General features: G+C 67.2%; 24 protein-coding genes and 1 pseudogene. 5 read left to right on the forward strand and 20 right to left on the reverse strand.

The genetic code is table 11. The features are described 5' to 3' along the window. Positions 1-4: 4 nt before the first annotated feature. The 16 genes from soxA to OMK73_RS26920 form a co-directional block, all read right to left on the reverse strand. Entirely contained in the window at positions 5-829 is an 825-nt protein-coding gene (gene soxA / locus OMK73_RS26845) for a sulfur oxidation c-type cytochrome SoxA (RefSeq protein ID WP_267604673.1), read from the reverse strand. A 124-nt stretch (positions 830-953) separates the two neighbouring features. Beyond that, entirely contained in the window at positions 954-1,409 is a 456-nt protein-coding gene (locus OMK73_RS26850; RefSeq protein WP_267604674.1) for a DsrE family protein, read from the reverse strand. Positions 1,410-1,541: 132 nt separating this feature from the next. Further along, positions 1,542-1,853 carry a thiosulfate oxidation carrier complex protein SoxZ gene (soxZ, locus tag OMK73_RS26855; RefSeq protein WP_267604675.1) on the reverse strand — a complete coding sequence of 104 codons (312 nt, stop codon included), beginning with the start codon at positions 1,851-1,853 and terminating at the stop codon, positions 1,542-1,544. A gap of 63 nt (positions 1,854-1,916) precedes the next feature. Further along, positions 1,917-2,372 (reverse strand): thiosulfate oxidation carrier protein SoxY, encoded by a 456-nt coding sequence (soxY, locus tag OMK73_RS26860; RefSeq protein WP_267604676.1) that lies wholly within the window; start codon positions 2,370-2,372, stop codon positions 1,917-1,919. Positions 2,373-2,542: 170 nt separating this feature from the next. Next, the gene (locus tag OMK73_RS26865) at positions 2,543-2,872 is read right to left on the reverse strand and encodes a c-type cytochrome (RefSeq protein ID WP_267604677.1); all 330 of its coding nucleotides are present in this window, start codon (positions 2,870-2,872) and stop codon (positions 2,543-2,545) included. A 127-nt stretch (positions 2,873-2,999) separates the two neighbouring features. After that, the gene (locus OMK73_RS26870) at positions 3,000-4,058 is read right to left on the reverse strand and encodes a c-type cytochrome (protein WP_420715582.1); all 1,059 of its coding nucleotides are present in this window, start codon (positions 4,056-4,058) and stop codon (positions 3,000-3,002) included. Next, positions 4,042-5,406: a sulfite dehydrogenase gene (gene soxC / locus OMK73_RS26875; RefSeq protein WP_267604678.1), complete on the reverse strand. Its 1,365-nt coding sequence runs from the start codon at positions 5,404-5,406 to the stop codon at positions 4,042-4,044. The genes OMK73_RS26870 and soxC overlap by 17 nt, the downstream gene beginning before the upstream one ends. A gap of 137 nt (positions 5,407-5,543) precedes the next feature. After that, positions 5,544-5,951, reverse strand: a complete 408-nt coding sequence (locus tag OMK73_RS26880) for an ArsR/SmtB family transcription factor (protein ID WP_043350505.1) — start codon at positions 5,949-5,951, stop codon at positions 5,544-5,546. A gap of 487 nt (positions 5,952-6,438) precedes the next feature. After that, a complete protein-coding gene (locus tag OMK73_RS26885) occupies positions 6,439-7,701 on the reverse strand; it encodes an NAD(P)/FAD-dependent oxidoreductase (RefSeq protein WP_267604680.1) in 1,263 nt (420 codons plus the stop codon). 26 nt (positions 7,702-7,727) lie between these two features. Continuing rightward, positions 7,728-8,573 (reverse strand): hypothetical protein, encoded by an 846-nt coding sequence (locus tag OMK73_RS26890; RefSeq protein WP_267604681.1) that lies wholly within the window; start codon positions 8,571-8,573, stop codon positions 7,728-7,730. Continuing rightward, entirely contained in the window at positions 8,543-9,118 is a 576-nt protein-coding gene (locus OMK73_RS26895; RefSeq protein ID WP_267604682.1) for a hypothetical protein, read from the reverse strand. The genes OMK73_RS26890 and OMK73_RS26895 overlap by 31 nt, the downstream gene beginning before the upstream one ends. Further along, entirely contained in the window at positions 9,115-9,738 is a 624-nt protein-coding gene (locus OMK73_RS26900) for an IS607 family transposase (protein WP_267606525.1), read from the reverse strand. The genes OMK73_RS26895 and OMK73_RS26900 overlap by 4 nt, the downstream gene beginning before the upstream one ends. Positions 9,739-9,813: 75 nt before the next feature. Then, on the reverse strand, positions 9,814-10,140 hold the full coding sequence (locus tag OMK73_RS26905; protein ID WP_267604684.1) for a c-type cytochrome: 327 nt from the start codon (positions 10,138-10,140) through the stop codon (positions 9,814-9,816). Positions 10,141-10,348: 208 nt separating this feature from the next. Beyond that, entirely contained in the window at positions 10,349-11,161 is an 813-nt protein-coding gene (locus OMK73_RS26910) for a BON domain-containing protein (protein WP_420715583.1), read from the reverse strand. A gap of 89 nt (positions 11,162-11,250) precedes the next feature. After that, positions 11,251-11,838 carry a phosphoheptose isomerase gene (locus tag OMK73_RS26915; RefSeq protein WP_267604685.1) on the reverse strand — a complete coding sequence of 196 codons (588 nt, stop codon included), beginning with the start codon at positions 11,836-11,838 and terminating at the stop codon, positions 11,251-11,253. Positions 11,839-11,936: 98 nt separating this feature from the next. Further along, positions 11,937-12,305, reverse strand: coding sequence for a YraN family protein (locus OMK73_RS26920; RefSeq protein WP_267606527.1), 369 nt, complete (start codon positions 12,303-12,305; stop codon positions 11,937-11,939). A 39-nt stretch (positions 12,306-12,344) separates the two neighbouring features. Here OMK73_RS26920 and rsmI point away from each other — a divergent pair, with 39 nt between their 5' ends. After that, entirely contained in the window at positions 12,345-13,268 is a 924-nt protein-coding gene (rsmI, locus tag OMK73_RS26925) for a 16S rRNA (cytidine(1402)-2'-O)-methyltransferase (protein WP_267604686.1), read from the forward strand. 72 nt (positions 13,269-13,340) lie between these two features. Here the strand turns inward: rsmI and OMK73_RS26930 are convergent, their stop codons facing one another. Next, positions 13,341-14,063: a septal ring lytic transglycosylase RlpA family protein gene (locus OMK73_RS26930; protein ID WP_267604687.1), complete on the reverse strand. Its 723-nt coding sequence runs from the start codon at positions 14,061-14,063 to the stop codon at positions 13,341-13,343. A 358-nt stretch (positions 14,064-14,421) separates the two neighbouring features. On the opposite strand from OMK73_RS26930, the gene OMK73_RS26935 reads away from it, so the two are divergent. The 3 genes from OMK73_RS26935 to OMK73_RS26945 all read left to right on the forward strand — a co-directional run bounded on the left by OMK73_RS26935 (position 14,422) and on the right by OMK73_RS26945 (position 16,194). Further along, the gene (locus OMK73_RS26935; RefSeq protein WP_267604688.1) at positions 14,422-15,072 is read left to right on the forward strand and encodes an MBL fold metallo-hydrolase; all 651 of its coding nucleotides are present in this window, start codon (positions 14,422-14,424) and stop codon (positions 15,070-15,072) included. Between the two features lie 59 nt (positions 15,073-15,131). Then, positions 15,132-15,791 (forward strand): exonuclease, encoded by a 660-nt coding sequence (locus OMK73_RS26940; RefSeq protein WP_267604689.1) that lies wholly within the window; start codon positions 15,132-15,134, stop codon positions 15,789-15,791. A 175-nt stretch (positions 15,792-15,966) separates the two neighbouring features. Continuing rightward, positions 15,967-16,194, forward strand: a complete 228-nt coding sequence (locus OMK73_RS26945; RefSeq protein ID WP_267604691.1) for a hypothetical protein — start codon at positions 15,967-15,969, stop codon at positions 16,192-16,194. A 108-nt stretch (positions 16,195-16,302) separates the two neighbouring features. On the opposite strand, the gene arsC is transcribed toward OMK73_RS26945, so the two are convergent. Together arsC and OMK73_RS26955 are read right to left on the reverse strand one after the other, a co-directional pair. After that, the gene (arsC, locus tag OMK73_RS26950; RefSeq protein ID WP_267604693.1) at positions 16,303-16,662 is read right to left on the reverse strand and encodes an arsenate reductase (glutaredoxin); all 360 of its coding nucleotides are present in this window, start codon (positions 16,660-16,662) and stop codon (positions 16,303-16,305) included. Positions 16,663-16,775: 113 nt separating this feature from the next. Beyond that, positions 16,776-17,680 (reverse strand): annotated as a pseudogene (locus OMK73_RS26955) (LysR family transcriptional regulator). Positions 17,681-17,928: 248 nt separating this feature from the next. Between OMK73_RS26955 and OMK73_RS26960 the strand changes: the two are divergent. Then, the gene (locus OMK73_RS26960) at positions 17,929-18,519 is read left to right on the forward strand and encodes a GNAT family N-acetyltransferase (RefSeq protein ID WP_267606528.1); all 591 of its coding nucleotides are present in this window, start codon (positions 17,929-17,931) and stop codon (positions 18,517-18,519) included. 198 nt (positions 18,520-18,717) lie between these two features. Here OMK73_RS26960 and OMK73_RS26965 read toward each other — a convergent pair whose 3' ends face one another. Beyond that, positions 18,718-19,986 carry a M20/M25/M40 family metallo-hydrolase gene (locus OMK73_RS26965; protein ID WP_150992545.1) on the reverse strand — a complete coding sequence of 423 codons (1,269 nt, stop codon included), beginning with the start codon at positions 19,984-19,986 and terminating at the stop codon, positions 18,718-18,720. Positions 19,987-20,013 lie beyond the last annotated feature (27 nt).

A 20,013-nucleotide genomic window follows, 5' to 3' on the forward strand; every position in this document is an offset into this window, starting at 1 on the left:
ATTCTCAGCGCTTCATGGCCGGGCCATCATAGGTGCCGCCGTTGGCGTTCCTGGCGAGGAACAGGCTCAGCGCGGTGATCACGTCGGAGCCATAGGCGGGTTCGGGAAAGCGCTGCTGGCGCAGGCAGTCGTAGAGGCGGTGCTGCATCGAGCGTACCTCGCCCTGCGAGACGCGGTAGGCCGGCCACGTGGTGTAAGCGGCCTGCGCGCCCTGCTTGGTCAGCAGGTTGGGCAGCTCTTGCAGGCGGATGCGCTGGCCGTCGACGGCGTGGCAGGTAGCGCAGGCGAAGTCGTAGGCGCCGCCGCGGTAGAAGAACATCTTCTGGCCGAGGGCGTACACGCGCTTTTCTTCGGGGTGGTTCAGCTCCACGTTCATCTTGACGCCGCGCGACTCGCCGGCCAGGAAGGCCACCAGGCGCTCGATGTCGGACGGCTTGCCGGTGGAGGCGAAGGGATTCTTCAGCGCCTCTTCCTGGGTCAGGCCCTGCAGCGTTACCCGGCAGTAGGCCAGGCGTTGCTCCAGGTCCATCACGCGGCCGGTGTCCTTGAACAGGCGCGGCAGCTCGGCGTAGGCGCCCTTGGTCACGCCGGGGCCCTTGCCCAGGTCGCATTGCTCGAGCGAGGCGTTCTTGGGGCCGGCTGGCTTCTTCCAGAGTTCTTCGCCGGCGGCTTCCCACAGCTCCGCCGGGTTGCCCTCGGCGAGCATCTGCCGGTACTTGGCGATTTCCTCGGCGGTGCTGCCCTGGGCGTGCACCGCCGCGGCGGCGAGCGCCACGGTGCCGGCCAGCGCCAGCGCGGCGCCGGTGTGGCGGCGTCTGATCGTTTTCATGGGGCTTCTCCTCGGGGCCTCGGGAGCCTGCCGCCGTGTGGCGCCAGGCCGTGCGGGCCGGTCTTATTGCTTGTCTTCCCGTTGCATGGCGCCCGGTTTGTGCCGCCTTGTGCCCGGGTATGACTTACGGCTTGATGTAGGCGTAGCCTTCATCGAATTGCAGCTTGGCCACTTCCACCACGCCAGCCGGCACCACCTTGGCTTCCATCAGCAGGCTGGATTCGGGAATCTTGCGCGCCGTGAGCGTATTGCGGCAAACGCGGAACTCGACGCCGGAGGCGGCCAGCGCACCGACGGCGGCCTCGAACGTATTGCCGCGCGCGTCACGCGCGCCTTCCACGATGAAGTCCACGCCGTAGCCAAACGCCACCACCACGATCTTGGTGTCGGGTGCGGCGTTCAGATGGTTGCGCAGGTTGGCCATGGCGCGCACCGCCTGGTCCGTGCCCTCGGACAGCTGGTAGACCACCTTGACGCGCCCGCCCTTGCCGGCAGCCGCCGGCGCCGCTTGCGCCGCTGCCTTGGCCGTCAAGCCGATCGCCGCCAGTGCCGCCGTTGCTCGAATAAATGCTCGCCGCATGATTGCTATCCTTCCGGTCGCGCCCCGCGCGCACCATGCGCCGGCCCGGGCCCGACATTCGACCTGAACCATAGCAGAGGATGCAGCCGCCCGCTCGGTCAGGCCGGTACGACTAGCCAGTGCCCGGCCCGATCAGGAAATGGTCGCTTCGTCGGTCCGCTTGTCGCCGCGGTTGTCGATCCAGGTCACCGTGACCTTGTCGCCCTTGGCGCCGCCCTTGAACTTGAAGTTCAGGAAGGGATCCTTGGACACCGCCGGGCCGAACTGGGCCTGGAATACGTCCTTGCCCTTGCACTGAGCCGTCACGGTCTGGATATGCCAGGCCGGAATGGTCTTGCCGGACGCATCCTTGCGCTGGCCGGTTTCCATGTCGTGCTTCATCAGGATCTTGACGTCGACCACACCGCCGCTCTCGGCGGCACGTACGCGCATCGGGTCTGCCATGTTCTTTCCTCTTTCAGGTAATGGTGGGGCCGGAAATCCGCTTGGGTGGATGGGAGCGCAGCCTCAGCCGCCGCAGCCGCCCAGCGTCACCTTGATTTCCTTGGACGCCACGTACCATTTGCCGCCGGCCTTGACGGCGGCGTACACCATCGAGGTCTGGCCCATCTTCACCCGCGTGGAGACGAAGGGCTCGGTGCCGGCCGGGATGATGAAATCCGCTGCCAGCGTGTTGGGGTTCTTTTCCACCAGGATGGCGATCTGCTCGGTGCCAGGGATGTTGCTGGTCACGGCGACCGGCACCACGGCGCCGTTCTCGGCGATGTCGGGGGCGGTAAAGACAATGGCGGTGCTCTTGTCGGTTCCGCTGCCGCCAAACGCCTTGATGACGTCGGCCACGCTCTTGCCGTCGAAGGCGGTCTTGTTCCACTCCGCCGCCTGCGCCTTGCTGATCAGCCCGGTGGCGGCCATCAGTGCGAGCACGGAGGTGACCCGCAATACGTCTCGTCGTTTTGAATGCATTGTTTCCTTTTCTCCTGCGTTTTCCGTTCCGGCTTGGTTTTCTGTTAGCTTGCCGCGCCTTTTTCGCACGGCAGCGGGCGGTGCATTGCCGCCCTTGCATGGGGGCGCCATCGGCGCCCCCTGGGTCCCGAAGCCGTAACCGGTCCGGGCAGGGCTTGCCCTGGCTGTGCTTACTTGGCCGGGGCGCCTGCCAGCACCCACTCCACGACCGTCTTCAGGTCGGCATCGCTCAAAGCGGCATTGGCGGGCATCGGCACCGGGCCCCAGACGCCAGCACCACCGCTCTTGACCTTCTTGGTCAGCGTTGCCAGCGCGTTCTTGTCGCCCTTGTACTTGGTCGCCACGTCCTTGTAGGCCGGGCCAACCAGCTTCTTGTCGACCTGGTGGCAGCCCATGCAGGCGTTCTTGTTGGCGATTTCCTGGGCCTTGGCGGCATCGACCGCAGCGTTGGCCGAGGCGGCGCAAGCCAGCATCAGCGTTGCGATGACAAACTGCTTCATGGATATGCTCCGAACTATGAAGAGCCGTGGGGACGGCGAAAAGCCCGCTCGCTGCCAGTGTTGCCTGTCGGCACGGCCGGCGCGGCGGCGCGCTGGCCGCGCCACGGGGCATGGGGCGGCCAGTCCGCTATTTTGCCTCAAGAATCCACCCCACCACGGTGCGCAGGTCGGAATCGGGAATCTGCGCTTGCGGCGGCATCGGCATGCTGCCCCAGGCGCCCTGCCCACCCGCCCGGATCTTGTGGGCAAGCACGTCCTGCGCATCCTGCCCCTTGTACCTGCGTGCGACCTCGGCAAAGCTCGGGCCGACCAGCTTGCGATCGGTGGCGTGGCAGGCCATGCACTGGTACTGGCTGGCCAGCTTCGCGCCCGCCGTCTCGCCGGGTGCGGCCGGAATGGCTGCCGCGGGCGCGCTGGCGTCGCCACCGGCAGCCCAGCCCCGCGTGGGCCCCACGGTGCGCTGCTGCGCCGCCAGGTCGCCATGGGCATCGCGGGCGTAGGCCGGCATGGTCGAGACGACCTTGACCGTGGGCGTGCAATCCTTCATGCACGCCGTATTGCGCGTATCCGCCTGGCCGCGCCCGGGCCACAGGCCATGCTGCAGCGTCATGCCGTTGCGGTTCGGCATTCTTTGCTGCACCTCGGCGATATTGCGATCCGACAGCGTAAAGTCCGCCGGCACGATATCGCCCAGGTTGAGCAGGTAGGCCGTGACTGCGTAGACGTCGTCGGCGGACAAGCTCCTGGGTGCGTTCCACGGCATCGCGCGGTGGATGTAGTCCCACAGCGTGCTGACCGTGCTGACTTTCATCAGCGTGGTGCGGTACGGCTGGTTGCCGGTGAGCGAGGCAACGCGTCCGCGCTTGATGTCCTCGGCGGTGGTGCCGCCGACGATGGGCGAGAACACCTCGTTGGATTCACCGAAATCGCCATGGCACGATGCGCATTTGCCGTCCCAGACGGCCTGGCCCTGCGACACCGTGCCGCGGCCCTTGGGCAGGCCCTGGAAGTCGGGGCGCACATCGATATCCCACGCCTTGACCTCGGCCGGCGTGGCGGTGCGGCCGAGCGCCGCGCGCGCGCTGTCGGCCGGCGCGGCGGCCATCGCCGCTTGCCCGCACAGCGCGGCAGCGCAAACAAGTAATGCCGCGCGCCCGGCGTTGGTCAAGTTAATCAACGTGGACATTGGAGACCTCGCCGCTATCGGCCACCTGCCAGCTCTGGATGGCGTTGTTGTGATAGATCGAGCGCGCGCCGCGCACCGCGCGCAGTTGCGCCAGGCGGGGCTGCACGTAGCCGGTCTCGTCGACGGCGCGGCTTTGCAGGATGGCCGGAGAGCCGTCCCACACCCAGTCCAGGTTGAAGCGCGTCAGGCATTTGGACAGCACGGGCGTTTCCAGCCGCGCGGTGCGCCAGTTGCGCCCGCCGTCGACGGAGACATCGACGCGCTTCACGCGCCCGCGCCCGGACCACGCCAGCCCGCTGATGTTGTAGAAACCGCGCCCCACCAGTTGCTGCCCGCCCGAGGGCGTGGTGATGACGGACTTGCACTCCTGGATCGAGGTGTACTGGCGCAGCATGCCGTCGGGCATCATGTCCACGTAGTGCACGGTCTCGTCCTTGGTGTTCCACGGCTGGTCGCCGAGCTCCAGCCGCCGCAGCCACTTGACCCACGACACGCCCTGCACGCCCGGCACCACCAGGCGCAGCGGGTAGCCGTTTTCAGGGCGCAGCATCTCGCCGTTCATGCCCCAGGCCACGATGATCTCGTCGGCCAGCTCCATCGGGATGGTGCGGGTCATGCCCGAACCGTCACCGCCTTCGGCCAGCAGGTAGCGCCCGCGCTTGAAGTCCGCGCCGGCATCGTCGAGCAGGACCTTGAGCGGCACGCCGGTGAATTCGCAGCACGACAGCATGCCGTGGGTGTATTGCACCGTGGGCACCGCCACGTTGCCCCACTCCATGCCGGTATTGGCGCCGCACTCGATGAAATGCATGCGCGACACCGCGGGCAGCCGCATCAGGTCGTCCATGGTGTAGACGCGTGGCGCTTTCACCAGGCCATTGATCATCAGGCGGTGGCGAGCCGGATCCATGTCCTGCCAGCCTTGATGATGGCGCTCGAAGTGCAGGCCGTTGGGCGTGATGATGCCGAAGAAGCCTTGCAGCGGGGCGAAGGATACCGAGGCTGCCGACACCCGCGTAAGGCCGGGGGACTCGCGGCGCACCAGGTTTTTCTCGAATGAAGAGGGCTGGCCGTAGGGATGCGCGGCAACCGGCTGGCCGAGTGTGGTGGCCCAGGGTTGCGGGGTGAGGATGGCGTCGTCGCCGGCAGCGCCATCCGCTGCGCGAGCCCCGCCGGCGACGCTGGCGGCCAGCGCGGCTGCTGCGCCCAGGAAGCTCTTGCGCAGGAAGTCGCGGCGAGGGCTGTCGGACGCGCCTACGCCATGCTGCGTGATGTCTTGCTGCAGCGAGGCGCTGACGAAATGCTCCGGCGCACGCACGATGCGCCCGGGGCGGCTCTGTTCCGGCACTGCGGTCTCCTCCGGATCGCGCGTGCGGCGCCAAAGGCGCCGTCGGCGAACCTGTTGTGGGTCAGCGCCCGCGCAAGCGGACGGCTGCCGTCAAACCTGTGTGCGAGCGTGCCAGCCCGGCCGCCCGGCGCGTTGCCTTAGCGGCTGCGCCGACGCGGTGCCGGAGTGGCCTGCGGCATGAAGCGATCGACCATGCTTGCTGGCAAAGCGTTGTCTTCCAGCCGGCTGGCCACCTGCACGCAGACCGTGCGGCACAGCTCGATCACGCTCTCGTCCTCGATGGCGTAGAAGACAAGGTTGGCCTCCTTGCGGCGCGACAGCACGCCCGCGCGGTACATCGCGGTGAGATGGCGCGACACATTGGTCTGCGACGATCCCACCGTCTCCACCACGGTGCCCACCGGCTTCTCGCCATCGCACAGGGCGTGCAGGATCTTCAGCCTGGTGGGCTCCGCCAGCAGGCTGAAATACCCCGACACTTTCTCGAACACGCGATCCATCTCATCCATGCCGTTCAATATATTCGTATATGCGTAATTGCGCATATAGTGTTTACCCCTTTGTGCGGTGCTTCCAGAGCCAGGCTGCGCTGCAACCTCGGGGACATAAGCAGAACGCACCGTTGCCGGTGCGCACAGACTGCTGACAAACCCAGTACATCAGCCGAAGCCGCCGAACGGGCCAACACCGCGCACCATGACGACGGCTGTCTCTCCCTCTCCCCTCAGGGGGCCGGGGAGAGGGGTGGCTTAGCTAGGGGCTACTTCAAGCGAAGCCCATGGTGTTGTCCAGCACGCAGGCGTAACCAGCGCCCGCCCTCTCCCCCAGCCCCTCTCCCACAAGTGGGAGAGGGGAGCGAACCGGCGGCATTGAACGGAGCCGACGAGGGGGCCAATGCCGCGCACCATGACGACGGCTGCCTCCCTCTCCCCTCAGGGGAGAGAGGGGAGCACGACAACGCAGATCGGACTTTATCAGCAGCCCTAGCGCGCCGTTGCCGGTGCGCATCGTGACAGCGCCGGGCTTCTTGCCTCAGCCCAGCATATCGGTCCAGATGGCATCCGCCCACGCCTGCGCATAGGTGCCTTCCAACGTGTTCGGCGCGGGCGACAGTCCGCCCGATCCGGGCACCGTGACCATGGTCTTCTGCGCGGCATCGTAGCGATGCACGCTGGCGACATGGATGGCCTCGCGCTCGGAGGTGAAGCTGTAGCAGGTGTTGTTGTACAGCGGCTCGGGGTTGGGCCCGTGACCAGCGAGCAGCGACACGATGGCGGCGGCCGCCACCTTGCCGTGCTGGTTGGCCATATGGCCCGACTTGGGCATCAACGGCGCGATCTGGATGGCGTCGCCCAGCACATGGATGCTAGGCGCGGCCTTCGACTCGAAGGTGAGGAAGTCGACCTCGCACCAGCGGCCGTTGGCGGTGGCCAGCCCGCTTGCCACGGCGATGGCTCCGGCGCGCTGCGGCGGCAGCACGTTGAGCACATCGGCCCGCTCGTCGTCCTGCACCTCGAACTTGAGCGTGCGGGTGGCGGGGTCCACGTCGACGGTGTTGTACTGCGGCCGGTACTCGACCATGCCCTTGTAGCGCGTGGCCCAGACCTGCTTGAATAGCGCGCCCTTGGAGGTGACGTCGGGATTGGCGTCGAGGATCAGCACCTTGCTGCGCGGCTTGGCGCGGGTGAAATAGTCCGCGACCAGGCACGCGCGCTCGTAGGGGCCAGGCGGGCAGCGATACGGCGCAAGCGGAATGGTGATGGCGAAGGTGCCGCCGTCGCGCATGGCCTCGAGCTGGCGGCGCAGGGCCACCGTTTGCGGGCCGGCCTTCCAGGCATGCAGGATCTGGTCGCCGCCGGGCTCGGCCAGGCCCGGGACTTCGCTGGAGAGCACGTCCACGCCGGGCGACAGCACCAGCTTGTCATAGGCCAGCGTACCGCCGCCGGCCAGGCGCACCTCGCGGCGCGCGGCATCGATCGCGCTGACATGGTCGCGCACGACCTTGACGCCGTGGCGTTTTGCCAGCGCGTCGTAGGACAAGGTGATGTCGCCGATGCGCTTGCTGCCGGCCAGCACCAGGTTGGACAGCGGGCAAGACACAAAGCTGGCGTTGGGCTCGACCAGCGTGACCTCGATGCCCTGGCCGCTCCATTCGCGCAGGTAGCGCGCGGCAGTGGCGCCGCCATAGCCGCCGCCTACCACCACCACTTTTGCCTTGCGGGTCGCAGCCTGCGCGCCAAGCGTACCGAACATGGCCGTGCCGGCCAGCGCGCCGAGAAATTCGCGTCGTTGCATCTGGATGTCTGTTCCATAAAATCTGCTCAAAGTTGAGCATTGGATTTATCCGCACTTCGTTGACGCGGCTTGCGCCGCCCAACTGAAGCCCCTTGACGCTCAGTTGCGCCGGAGGAGCGCGCGAGCAGAATCTGCTTCACCTGGAGGTGAGGCATATACCGGGTAATGTCGCGGTCGTGAATCCTGTCCCGCACGTTCCGCGCTGCATTGGTATCCGCCTGAAGAACGTCCCCGTTGGCACGGTAAAACTTGTCGCCCTCGCGCTTGCCTTGCAGCAAGCCCGTGAACGAGTCCATTTGCGACGTATAGGCGGCGTTGACGACGACGTGCGTCGCCCCACGCTGCGTGCAAACTTCATCGAGCGCTTGAGCCAGTACCCCCTTGGCCCATGCGCTCATGCGGCGGTTGTAGTTCCGCCACTGACTCCTCCCCTTGATGGGGGACGTCAGATCTTCCGAACCGACCACTGCCGCCTTGTCCACGATGGTATGGGCGGACTGGTAGGCCATCGTGCGCAACCGCTGCTTCGTGCGGTCCCTGCGCGCCTGCAGTTTCACGCGTCCGAGGTTGCACTTCCTGATGCGCTCGGCCTTGGCGATGCGACCAGCTTTGCGATGGGCTTTTTCGAGGGCATGCAGCCGGTTCCGTACTTTGCCGGTCTTCGAAACCTGGTCGCTGTAAGCGCTCAGCACGGCGCCGAAGGTCTGACCATGACGCTCGCCATCGGAGTCGGCGAAGGCCTCGGTATAGCCTTTGTCGACGCCAATTTCCCCTGTGCCGCAGGGGCGCCCTTCGGCCTTCGAAGTAGCGTAGTGGATTTCGACCGCGTCACCCTTCACGATCACACGCAGGTTGCAACCCGTGAGGTCCACGTTCTTGCCGTTGCTGTCGTCGTGAGCTCGATCGAAGGGCCATACTGCCTGGCGATGTGGATGGTGATGACCAGCTGCCCGTCGCTGACGCGGCTCTGATGCTTGTCCGAGCGGACGATGAACTGATTGTCGCAACGCGAAACGCCGTGCCGAAAGTACTTGCGCATCATCCGGTGCAGGTACTTGTCTTCGAGCCACTTGTCACTTTTGAGCAGGGTATAGAGCCGCTTTCGCTCTGCCTCGTCGGAGGTCCGCTTCGCGATGGCTTGTCGCACCTTCGCGCAGGCGGCCGCCTTGTATGTCAGGATGTCGTTGACGGCATCCTTCGTGGTCTCGGCTCGGATCGTGCCGTCCACCGCGAGCGACGCATACCAGCCGCCAGCAGTCACTTCCTTGCGGATGTCGGCCGCACTCTTGCCGACGTTCCCCAGCGCGCCGTAGCGACGCCAGAGGTCCGCTCGGACGAACGCCGTCGCCCTGCACACCGCGCGAAGCGCAGGCACGCACGACGACGTCCCATAGAGAGTGCGGGTGACGGTTGTCATTCCAGAATTTCCTTCGGTACCTTGCTACCCGGATAGTCTTCCTTGATCTGCTTTTTGTACTTGCGCATGCCGTCCAGGCGGCATGAGAACGTATGGACGATGGCAAGCAGGTCCTCAACCATTTCCTGCTCTGGCGACAGCGATTCCTGATTAACCACGATGATCTCGCAACCGTTCTCGCGCGCGAGATGGTCGAGCAGGTCGAATCCGAAGCGAACGAGCCGGTCCTTGTGGGCGATGAGAACTCGCTCAATCTCACCACGCTGGATGCGCTCAACCAGCACGAGGAAACGCTTGCGCTTGAAGTTCATGCCGCCGCCGACTTCCTGAATCCACTCGTCAACAGCAATTGCGCCAGCCCGGCAGTATTCCTCCATCGCCGCCACCTGAGATCGCAAGTCGTCGCGCTGCCCAGCGCTACTGACGCGGCAGTACACGATTGTCGATCGCTTCTCAGGCCCGCCGCCAAGCATCGCCCGAACATCGGACTCGTCAAAGTACCGATGTCCGGAAGGCAGGCGCTTAGCCGCCAGGATGCCTTCGCGCTCCCAGCGGCGCACCGTACTGGGAGCCCGTCCGATGCGCTTTGCGAATTCGTTGATCCGATAAACCTTGGTCATGGCGAGCAATTATAGATTCTGAGCAAGAATGGAGTATCAGTCGCTCGCTCCTTGCCGGGTTTCCGGATTGCAGGGTCAGCGCACGGCGGCGAACCAGCCCGCGATGGCCTCGATCTGCTGGTCGCTGTAGCCCTTGGCGATCTGCTGCATCACGGTGGCCTCGCGCTTGCGTTGCTTGAAGTCCTGCATCTGCCGGACCAGCTCGGACTGGTCGCGCCCGGCCAGGCTTGGCACCACGCTGCCCGCAGGCGCGCGGCCTGCCGGGCCGTGGCAGCCGGCGCAGGCGGCGGCCCAGTTGCGCGCCTGCAGCGCGGTGGCGTCGGGCGCCTGTGCGCGCGCGCCGGCTGGCCAGGCCAGCAGCGCCATCGCCATCAGGGCAGCCAGTGTGGGGGTCTGGTTCATGGTGTTCGCTCCGGGGTCGCGCCGCGAGGGCGTGCCAACCCTAACACAGCGCAGCGCGCGCATGTGATGCGAAATCCGCAGATCGAACTGCGCCGGCTGCTGCCAGGCGCGGGCAGCGTAGGCAGCGTAGGCAGCGTAGGCAGAGTAGGCGAGACGGCACTGCGCGAAAAGCCGGAGCCCGTTGGCCCGGCTTTTCGCGCCGGTGCGTTCAGGGCAGGTTGCGGCCGGGCGGCAATGCCACCGGCGAGGCCACGGGCGATGTTACCGGGCTGGTCGTAGCGTCGGTGGCGGCGGGCGCCGACTGCACCGGCGCGGGTGTGCCGGGCGCTGCGTCTGGCGGTGCGGTCCGCCCGGTGGAGGCTGCGTCGAGCCTGGCGGCCTCGGCTTCGGTCACGTAGTCGAATGCCTTGACCACCTTGGCCACGCCGCTGGCATTGCGCGCCACATCGGTGGCGCGCTCGCCCTCGGGCGGCGTGACCACGCCGAGCAGGTAGACGACGCCCTTCTCGGTAACGATCTTGATCGAGTTCGAGGGCACGCCATCCGCGGTGACCAGCATGGTCTTGACCTTGCTGGTGATAAAGGCGTCCTGGCTCTGCGTGACGAACGACGGCGACGAGACGATCTCAAGCTCGTTGACCACCTCGCGCGCATTGGGCAGCCCCTTTACGTATTGGTCGATCTGCTGCTTGACCGTGTTGTCCTTGGCTTCGCCGGTCAGCAGCACCTTGCGGTTGAAGACCGACACGCTCACGCGGGCCTGGCCGTTGTAGCGCGAGTTCAGGGTGTTCTCGGCTTCGAGCTGCAGGCCGCGGTCGATGGTCTGGGTGGCGGTAGGCCGACGGTCGGTGGCCATGGTCACGCCGCCTGCCATGCCGGCGGCGATGACCGGGAAGCAGCCGGCGAGCTGCGTGGCCGCGACGGTCAGGGCCGCCACCATGGTGGCAGTGCGGGCCAGGCGTGGCAGGTGCCCGGTCAGCCGGGCGGCGCGGGATTCACGCGAGTTGGGCAGAGTCGTCATGCGGTCCTTGCTGAAAGCGGTGAGGCAAAAAAGGGCGGTGGTGGCAAAAGGCGGCAGCACCGCGCGGCAGGCTTGGGTGGGCGCAGGCCTCACCCCTCGCCCAGCAGCGCTTCGTCGATGCCGTCGCACAGGCAATGCAGGGTCAACAGGTGCACTTCCTGGATGCGCGCCGCGCGCTCGCTGGGAACGCACAGGTGGACGTCGAACTCATCGAGCAGGCCGGCGAGCTCGCCGCCGCCCTGGCCGGTCAGCGCCACCACGCTCATGTCGCGCTGCTTGGCGGCCAGCACCGCGGCGATCACGTTGGCGGCGTTGCCGGAGACGGACATGGCGAGCAGCACGTCACCCGGCTGGCCGAGCGCTTCCACCTGCTTGGAAAACACCACGCTGAAATCGTAGTCGTTGCCGATGGCGGTGAGGATGGAGCTGTCGGTGGTCAGCGCGATCGCCGCCAGGCCCGGGCGCTCGCGCTCGAAGCGGCCGATCAGGTCGGCCGCGAAATGCTGGGCATCGGCGGCGGACCCACCGTTGCCGCACGCCAGGATCTTGTTGCCGCTGGTGAGCGCGCCCACCAGGCGTTCGATCGCCGCGGCGATGTGCGGCGCCATCACGGCGGCGGCCTGGCGCTTGGTCTCCGCGCTGTCAAGGAAATGCTGCTGGATGCTATCGATATGCATGGCTCGATTGGCCTTCTTGTTTTCAAACGCTTTTCAAATACGGCATGCGCCGCAAGATACCGCGCATTATGACGCAGGCGTCCGGGCTGCCTGCCGCTTCATTGCGCCGCGCCGGCATCGAACGCATCGCGGATCCATTCGAGCCGGCCCGGCTCCAGCGCGACGACATCCAGCCGGCAGCGCGGCTCAAAGCCCTGCCCTGCCTGCGCGGCCAGGTAATGCGCCGCCGCCAGCAGGACGCGCCGCTGCTTGGCCGGCGTGACGCTGGCTGCCGCGCCGCCATAGGCGCGGCTGGCACGCTGGCGCACCTCGACAAAGACCAGCGTGCCGTCGGCCTCGCGCATGATCAGGTCGATCTCGCCGCCTTTGCAGCGATAATTGCGAACCACGAGCGCCAGGCCTTGCCCCTCCAGGTAGTCCAGCGCGCGCGACTCGGCCCGGGCTCCCCGCGCCTGCGTCGGCGACATCGTGGATTTGAATGATGGTTTCAACGGAAGTTCTCAAGCATGACTGACTGGATCTCCCTGGCGGCCGGCCAGTCCTACCCGTCCGGCACCCTGTATGTGGTTGCCACCCCGATCGGCAACCTGGCCGATCTCTCGCTGCGGGCGCTGCACGTGCTCGGCCTGGTCGACGCCGTGGCTTGCGAGGACACCCGCAATACCGGGCAACTGCTCACGCGCGTGGGGCTGCACCGCCCGCTGCTGGCGGTGCACGAGCACAACGAGCGCGAAGCGGCCGAGCGCATCAACGCGCGGCTGGCGGCCGGCGAGCGCATTGCCTATGTGTCCGATGCGGGCACGCCCGGCATCTCGGATCCGGGCGCACGGCTGGTGGAAGCGGCCCGCGCCGCCGGCCACGCGGTGGTGCCGCTGCCCGGCCCGAGCGCGACGGTGGCGGCGTTGTCGGTGGCGGGCGCGATGCTCGACAGCGGTGACGGCCGCTTCACCTTTGCCGGCTTCCTGCCGCCCAAGGCGCGTGCGCGCGCCGACGCCATCGCCGGGCTGGCCACGCTGGACCATGCCTGGGTGGTGTATGAGGCGCCGCACCGCATCGCTGACACGCTGGCGGCGCTGGCCACTGCGCTGCCGGCCGGCCGGCGGCTGCTGATCGGCCGTGAGCTGACCAAGCTGTTCGAGGAAATCAAGGTGCTGCCCGTGAGCGAGGCGCCGGCCTGGCTGGCCGCCGATCCGTCGCGCGCCAAGGGCGAGTTCGTGCTGGTGGTGGAAGGCGCATCGCCCGTGGCGGCGGAGGCAGGCCTGCCCGACGCCCGCGCCCAGCAGGTGCTGGGCCTGCTGCTGGCCGAGTTGCCGGCCAAGCGGGCCGCCAAGCTTGCCGCCGCCATTACCGGCGCCCCGACCGATGCGCTGTACCGGCTGGCGCTGGCCCAGCGCGCCGAAGACAGCGCCGACGACGAAACCACGGAGTAAATCGAACTGGAGAGTGAGGCTGGCGCCGACGGCGTCGCGGACCTGGCTTGGCTGCATGGTCCGCGCCCCGGCTCAGCGGCTCTTGCGCTTGGTGCTCGCCGGCTTGCGCGTTTTGCGTGCCGTGCGCGCTGGCTTGGCCGGGTTGTCGGCCAGTTCGGAACCGGTGTAGGCATCGTCGCCGCCGTCGCCCGCATCGTCGTCGCTTGGCGCGATCTGCGGCCCCAGCGCTGCCACCTCGGAGCGCGACAGGCGCCGGATCTCCACCTGGGTCGAGCCGTGCTCGGTGAAACCGAGTCGCTTGGCGGCGCCGTAGGACACGTCGAGGACGCGGTTGCCGTGATATGGCCCGCGATCGTTGATGCGAACAACCGCTACCTTGCTGTTGCGCAGGTTGCGCACCAGCACCCAGCTATCGAGCGGCAGCGAGGGATGCGCGGCGGTCATCGCGCGCATGTCGAAGCGCTCGCCATTGGCGGTCTTGCGGCCATGGAAGCCCTTGCCATACCAGGACGCCATGCCACGCTGCTCGTAGGAACCGAGATCGGGCCGCAGGCCTTCCAACGATCCCTGGCCCCTGCCTTCGCCCAGCGAATCGCTGCTGCCCCAGCGGAACAGGCCCCAGCCGTTGCCGTTGTCTTTCTGGGCTTGGTCCGTAGGTGCGCCCTTTGCCGCTTTGCCCGGCTTGGCGGGCTTTGCGCTTCCGGGGTGGCGGCGGTGGGCGCGCCCTCCTGCGATTGATCCGCCGGCGGGATCGCACAGGCGGCCAGCGCCAGCGCGCACGAAGCGTGCAGGCACAGGCGGACGATCCGCCCGGGGCGGGAAAGATAGGGGGCTAACCAAGGCATCGCGGGAGTCTAGCATCACGCAGTTACACCTATGGCCCTTGATTATGTTACGAATTGTCTGTAACAGACGGTAAAAACCGTACCCGATTCGGCGGCTGTGGGGCGCAATGCCAGTCCTGGCAAGGCTTTCACGGGTGTGATGCCCGCATGGCTTGATGTCTTTGCCGCGCTGCCTCGCGCAGCACGTTCCAGTGTGCCCGACGCTACAATGCGAGGACTATTCCAATCGCGGGCCCGCCGGCGGCTGCGCCAATTGTGGCGCATCAGGCGCTCGCGGCGTCCCGTATTCCCCTCCCGAATTCCACTCCATGCAAGTCCTACTGATTCCCGTGACGCCTTTCCAGCAGAACTGCGCGCTGCTGATCGACGAGACCACCGGCCGCGCCGCGGTGACCGATCCCGGCGGCGACCTTGACCGCATCCATGCCGCGGTCAAGGAGCACGGCGTGACGCTGGAGAAGATCTTCCTCACGCACGGCCATGTGGACCATTGCGCGGGCGCCGCCTCGCTCTCGCGCGAACTCGGGATCCCGATCGAGGGGCCGCACGAGGAAGAGCGTTTCTGGATCGAGCAATTGCCGGAGCAAACGCGCCGCTTCGGCTTTGGCCACGCCGAGGTCTTCGAGCCGCAGCGCTGGCTGGACACGGGCGACACCGTGCAGTTCGGCAACGAGACGCTGGAGGTCTACCACTGCCCGGGCCACACGCCCGGCCACGTGGTGTTTTTCTCGCGCGCCAACCGGCTCGCCATCGTGGGCGATGTGCTGTTCGCCGGCTCGATCGGCCGCACCGACTTTCCGCGCGGCAACCACGCCGACCTGATCCGCTCGATCCGCACCCATCTGTGGCCGCTGGGCGAAGACGTCACCTTTGTGCCCGGCCACGGACCGGTCTCCACCTTTGGCGAGGAGCGCAAGAACAACCCGTACGTGGCGGACCACCTGATTGATGTGGGCTAGTGGCCAAGTGGACTAAGCCCGCAACCCGCTTTCCCCGGACTTCATTCCCAAGGCAGGACATGGCCAAACGACAGGCACCTGACACCCGTCCCGAAATCTATGTAAGCACCGACGTGGAGGCCGACGGCCCCATCCCGGGGCCGCACTCCATGCTGTCGTTTGCCTCCGCCGCCATGCTGGCGGACAAGACCGTGCTGAGCACCTTCTCGGCCAACCTGGAAACGCTGCCGGGCGCCGCCGGTCATCCGGCCCAGATGCAGTGGTGGCAAACCCAGCCGGAAGCCTGGGCCGCCTGCCGGAAAGACCTGGAGCCACCCGAGCGGGCCATGGTGCGCTATGTGGAGTGGGTGGAAAGCCTGCCCGGCAAGCCGGTCTTCGTGGCCTTTCCGGCTGGCTTCGATTTCACCTGGATGTTCTGGTACATGATGCGTTTTGCCGGCCGCTCGCCGTTTGGCTGGGCCGCGCTCGACATCAAGACGCTGGGGTTCGCCATGACCGGGCTGCCCTACCGCAGGACCGTCAAGCCGGCGTTGCCCGCCGCATGGAAGGACCCGCTGCCGCACACCCATGTGGCGCTGGACGATGCGCTGGAGCAAGGCGCGCTGTTCTGCAACATGCTCGCGGAGCTGCGCGCGCGGCAGGCCACGCTGGCCGCCACCGATGCTGCTGCCAAGGCCGCGTCCGAAGGCGATGCATCGCCGGCCACCCCGGCAGCCTGAGCCTGCTCGCCGGCAGATTGCCGGCGGCCACCTGCGCCAGCTTCGCATCCTGTGTGGCGCCAGCTATAGTTAAGACGTATATGGCATCCGAACCCACCCTGTCTCAGGGCTGCCGCGGTGCCACGCCATATACGGCTTACACGGCCTCGCGAGCCACGCCCAGGAGGTGTCGCCCATGCGTTTCCATCCCGACCTGCACTTGCGCCATATGGTCGGCCGGTTGCACTGGCCGCACGCGACGCCATCTTCGCGCGAGTCCACCCGCCCGCATTCCCTGGAGGAAGACGCCGAAGTCGCCAAGGCCACGGTCTACGTGAGCGCGGTGACGCTGGTGATCCTGCTGGTGGTCCTGGCGGCAATCGCTTTCGGCCAGGAGGCCATGCACTGGCTGGGTGTTCATTAGACGACCCGCCTGAAGCAAATCAGCCTCCCTGACCGGGCCGGCCCCCACCTAGGTGGGGGCCGGTTTTATTCTGGGGCCAAGGTTTGCGGGTGCGCTGCCGGTGCCGGCTCAGGCCAGCAAGGGGGCGACGTTCTCCGGCGGACGCCCGATGGCGGCGCGGCGGTTGCGCACGACCAGCGGGCGTTGCAGCAGGATGGGATGGTCGGCCACCGCGCCCAGCACCTCGGCATCGGTCAGGCCCGGATCGGCCAGGCCCAGCTCCTTGTAAGGCGCCTCGTTGTTGCGCACCATCTCGCGCACCGGCACGCCCAGCATGGTATGGAGCTGCTTGAGCGTGGACAGCGTGGGCGGCGTCTTCAGGTATTCCACGATCGCCACGGGCTCGCCCAGCCGGCCGGCGGCTGCCTCGACCAACGCGAGGGTTTCACGCGATTTCGAGCAACGGGGGTTGTGATAGATGGTGATCATGGCGGTACTCCTGGTTCGACTGATGCCCCTGGCCCGTCCGGTTCCGGGGCTGAAACCCGCACTATACAAGCGGCGCTGCCTGCCCGCATGCCCCCGAGAGGTGGCATATCAGCTCAAGGCGGGCTTTCCTTTTCGGGCGCAAGCCGTAGCAGGGCCGCCACGGTGGCGCGCAGCCCTGCGCGCAGCGGCTTGTCGTGGCGCAGCACCAGCGCCAGCGTGCGCGCCAGCGGCGGGGCAAGCGGGCGCACGGCGATCCGCGCGCGCGGCTGGCCTGGCGGCAACGCCATGCCCGGCAGCACTGAGTAACCCAGCCCGGCGCCGACCAGCTCCTTGATCGCCTCGACGCTATCAAGCTCCATCACCGGGCGCGCGCTGATGCCGGCGCGCAGGAACCATTCGTCCACCAGCCGGCGCGTATTGCCGCCGGGCGAGAACAGCACCAGCGGCCTGCCGGCCAGATCGGCCGGCGTCACTGTGGCGGGCAGCGGAGCGTCGTCGGCCGGGCCGATCGCCACGAACGGGTCTTCCAGCACCGGCGTGATGTCGAACATCCGGCCGGAGGCAGGCAACGTCACGAAGGCCAGGTCCAGGGCGTTGTCTTCCACCCCTTGAGCGCCTCGCCGGTGTTTTCCGTGCTGACCACGATCTCCAGCGCCGGCATGGCGCGGCGCAGGTCGCGCAGCACCGCCGGCAGCAGGTAGATGCAGGCGGTGGCGCCGGTGCCCAGCCGCACCCGGCCGATCACCCCGCCGGCGTGGCGCGCCATGCTGTCGTCGGCGGCGGCCAGCGCCCCGGCCACGCCGCGCGCGTGCGCCAGCAGATCCTCGCCGGCTGCGGTGGGCAGCACATGGCGTCCCACCCGTTCGAGCAGGCGCAGGCCATAGCGCTGCTCAAGCTGGCGGACCTGCAGGCTGACCGCCGGCTGGCTCAAGCCGAGGCGCTCGGCAGCCGCCGAAAAGCTGCCAAGATCGCAAACCAGCGAAAAGGCCTGCAGGAAGTCGGGATTGAGATGCCGCATCACAAAGAATTTTTATGCGCCGCATAAGTCAGCGAAGCTTCCTTTATAGCATCGGCGCAAGGTAAGGTTGCGGCGTGCCCCGGCCCTTGCCTGCTGCGGGGCAACTTGCTGCAACACGGCTTCCATCCCTATTTCGCTTTTCCTCCGGCATCGACTACGCTCGATCCGGCCCACCTGTCCAGACCACTCGCCGCGCCAGCATCATGAACGCCCCTCTCGCCACACTCAGCGCCGCCTCCGCCACGCCGATGGCCGTGGCCAATGCCACCGTCGCCGTCCAGGCCTGCGCCAGTCTGTCGATCCGCGACGCCACCGGCGCGGACATCCCCGCCATCCAGGCCATCTACGCGCACCATGTGCGCCACGGCCGCGCGTCGTTCGAGGAAGTCGAGCCAGGCGTGGACGACATCCGCCTGCGCCATGCCGAGGTGAAACGCCAGGGCCTGCCCTACCTAGTGGCCGAGCGCGGCGGCGAGGTGCTGGGTTACGCCTATGCGTCCGCCTACCGCACGCGCAGCGCCTACCGCTTTGCCGTCGAGGATTCGGTCTATATCGACGAGCGCTACCGGGGCCAGGGCCTCGGCCTGGCGCTGCTAGCCGCGCTGGTGTCGCGCTGCGAGAGCGGCCCGTGGCGGCAGATGGTGGCGGTGGTGGCCTGCACCGCCAGCGGAGAAGGCGCGGGCTCGCTGGCGTTGCACGAACGGGTGGGCTTTCGCACCATCGGCAGGCTGCAATCCGTCGGCTTCAAGCACGGGCAGTGGATCGATACGGTGTTGATGCAGCGGCCGCTGGGGGATGGCGAGGAGACGCCGCCGGTGGAGCGCGCGGCCAGGGCGTGAAGCCTGGCCAGCGCAAGCTGGCAGACAGTCGATTTACGGCGATTAATTCCTGGAAAGAATTTTCAGTAAATCATGGCTAATATCGGTATTCATCCGGTGCATGATCTTGCGATCAAGGCTGACGAGGGAGCGCAGCGAGCGCCCGCCCCCTCCTCTGGCCCCAAGGCTTGAATCCGCCCTGGAACCTTCACACTTCCATCAACCGATCAGGTCCGACAGCGCCAGCGCCACCACCTTGGTGGCACGGTTCAGGTCGTTCAGGCGCAGGTTCTCGTCCGAGTTGTGGCCGCGGGCTTCCATCAGCGTGCGCGGGCCGGCGCCGTACAGCACGGTGGGGATGCCGTACTTGGTGTAGTGGCGGGCATCGGTGTAGAGCGGCACGCCTTGCACCGGAATCTCCACGCCGAACACTTCCTCGGCGCGGCCCTTCAGGGCGCCGATCAGCTTTTCCACGCCCGGCAGTTCCGACAGCGGCTCGGCCAGGATGATGCGCTCGACCTTGACCTCGATGCCCGGACGATCCTTGGCAGCCTTCTCGACCACGGCGCGCAGCTCGCCTTCGGCGTCGAAGCCGATTTCCTCGGGGATCATGCGGCGATCGACGCGGAAGGTCACCAGGTCCGGCACCACGTTGGTGTTGATGCCGCCCTTGATCAGGCCAACGTTCAACGTGGCGGTATCGATGCCCAGCGTCTTCGACTTGCGCGTGGCCAGTTCGGCGCGCAGGCCGTAGATGGCTTGCAGGATGTGGGTGGCGGCCTCGATCGCGTCCACACCGGTGTGCGGCATGGCGGCGTGGCCTTGCTTGCCCTTGACCGTCACTTCGACGTGCAGGCAGCCGTTGTGGGCCGAGGTGATGCCGTAGGAGAAGCCCGCCGAGATGGCGTAGTCGGGCTTGCTCAGGCCTTGGTCGAGCAGGAACTTGGGACCGATGTCGCCGCCGGTTTCCTCGTCGTAGGTGAATTGCAGTTCCAGCGTGCCGTTGAGCTTGGCGCCTTGCTTCTCGGCTTCCATCAGCGCCAGCACGGCGTAGGTGTAGGTGGCGAAGTCCGACTTGGACACGGCCACGCCGCGGCCGTACATGACCGGGCCGTGCTCGCTGTCGGCGATCTCGCCGCCGTACGGGTCCTTGGTCCAGCCCAGGCCCGGGGGCACCACGTCGCCGTGCGCGTTCATGGCGATGGTCGGGCCGCCCGTGCCGAAGGTCTTGCGCACCAGCAGGTTGGTGGCGCTGATCATGCCGGCGGCCTTGACCAGTTCGTCCGGCACCTTGTGCGCTTCGACCTTGAAGCCCAGGCCTTCCAGCAGCACCTTGGCGCGCGCGCCGTGCGCATCGCAGTCGCCCGGCGGGTTATCCGAAGGTACCTTGACCAGCTCGGCCAGGAAGGCTTCCTGCGCGGGGCGCTGGGCGTCGATGTAGTTGGTGAGCGTGGTCTGCAGCGGGTTCACGTTGTCTCTTGCGGTCATGGTTATTCTCGAAAAAGTCTAAGTCTC

The sequence above is a fragment of the Cupriavidus sp. D39 genome, from assembly GCF_026627925.1.
Classification (GTDB): domain Bacteria; phylum Pseudomonadota; class Gammaproteobacteria; order Burkholderiales; family Burkholderiaceae; genus Cupriavidus; species Cupriavidus ulmosensis.

Coding starts and splice junctions, on each gene's coding strand:
- OMK73_RS26965 (WP_150992545.1), bottom strand. CDS start 19,986: ATGACCGCAAGAGACAACGTGAACCCGCTGCAGACCACGCTCACCAAC.
- OMK73_RS26900 (WP_267606525.1), bottom strand. CDS start 9,738: ATGACCAAGGTTTATCGGATCAACGAATTCGCAAAGCGCATCGGACGG.
- rsmI (WP_267604686.1), top strand. CDS start 12,345: ATGACTGACTGGATCTCCCTGGCGGCCGGCCAGTCCTACCCGTCCGGC.
- OMK73_RS26870 (WP_420715582.1), bottom strand. CDS start 4,058: ATGTCCACGTTGATTAACTTGACCAACGCCGGGCGCGCGGCATTACTT.
- OMK73_RS26945 (WP_267604691.1), top strand. CDS start 15,967: ATGCGTTTCCATCCCGACCTGCACTTGCGCCATATGGTCGGCCGGTTG.
- soxA (WP_267604673.1), bottom strand. CDS start 829: ATGAAAACGATCAGACGCCGCCACACCGGCGCCGCGCTGGCGCTGGCC.
- OMK73_RS26935 (WP_267604688.1), top strand. CDS start 14,422: ATGCAAGTCCTACTGATTCCCGTGACGCCTTTCCAGCAGAACTGCGCG.
- soxY (WP_267604676.1), bottom strand. CDS start 2,372: ATGCATTCAAAACGACGAGACGTATTGCGGGTCACCTCCGTGCTCGCA.
- OMK73_RS26915 (WP_267604685.1), bottom strand. CDS start 11,838: ATGCATATCGATAGCATCCAGCAGCATTTCCTTGACAGCGCGGAGACC.
- soxZ (WP_267604675.1), bottom strand. CDS start 1,853: ATGGCAGACCCGATGCGCGTACGTGCCGCCGAGAGCGGCGGTGTGGTC.
- OMK73_RS26850 (WP_267604674.1), bottom strand. CDS start 1,409: ATGCGGCGAGCATTTATTCGAGCAACGGCGGCACTGGCGGCGATCGGC.
- OMK73_RS26865 (WP_267604677.1), bottom strand. CDS start 2,872: ATGAAGCAGTTTGTCATCGCAACGCTGATGCTGGCTTGCGCCGCCTCG.
- OMK73_RS26960 (WP_267606528.1), top strand. CDS start 17,929: ATGGCCGTGGCCAATGCCACCGTCGCCGTCCAGGCCTGCGCCAGTCTG.
- OMK73_RS26895 (WP_267604682.1), bottom strand. CDS start 9,118: ATGACAACCGTCACCCGCACTCTCTATGGGACGTCGTCGTGCGTGCCT.
- OMK73_RS26910 (WP_420715583.1), bottom strand. CDS start 11,161: ATGACGACTCTGCCCAACTCGCGTGAATCCCGCGCCGCCCGGCTGACC.
- OMK73_RS26940 (WP_267604689.1), top strand. CDS start 15,132: ATGGCCAAACGACAGGCACCTGACACCCGTCCCGAAATCTATGTAAGC.
- OMK73_RS26920 (WP_267606527.1), bottom strand. CDS start 12,305: ATGTCGCCGACGCAGGCGCGGGGAGCCCGGGCCGAGTCGCGCGCGCTG.
- OMK73_RS26905 (WP_267604684.1), bottom strand. CDS start 10,140: ATGAACCAGACCCCCACACTGGCTGCCCTGATGGCGATGGCGCTGCTG.
- OMK73_RS26885 (WP_267604680.1), bottom strand. CDS start 7,701: ATGCAACGACGCGAATTTCTCGGCGCGCTGGCCGGCACGGCCATGTTC.
- arsC (WP_267604693.1), bottom strand. CDS start 16,662: ATGATCACCATCTATCACAACCCCCGTTGCTCGAAATCGCGTGAAACC.
- OMK73_RS26880 (WP_043350505.1), bottom strand. CDS start 5,951: ATGCGCAATTACGCATATACGAATATATTGAACGGCATGGATGAGATG.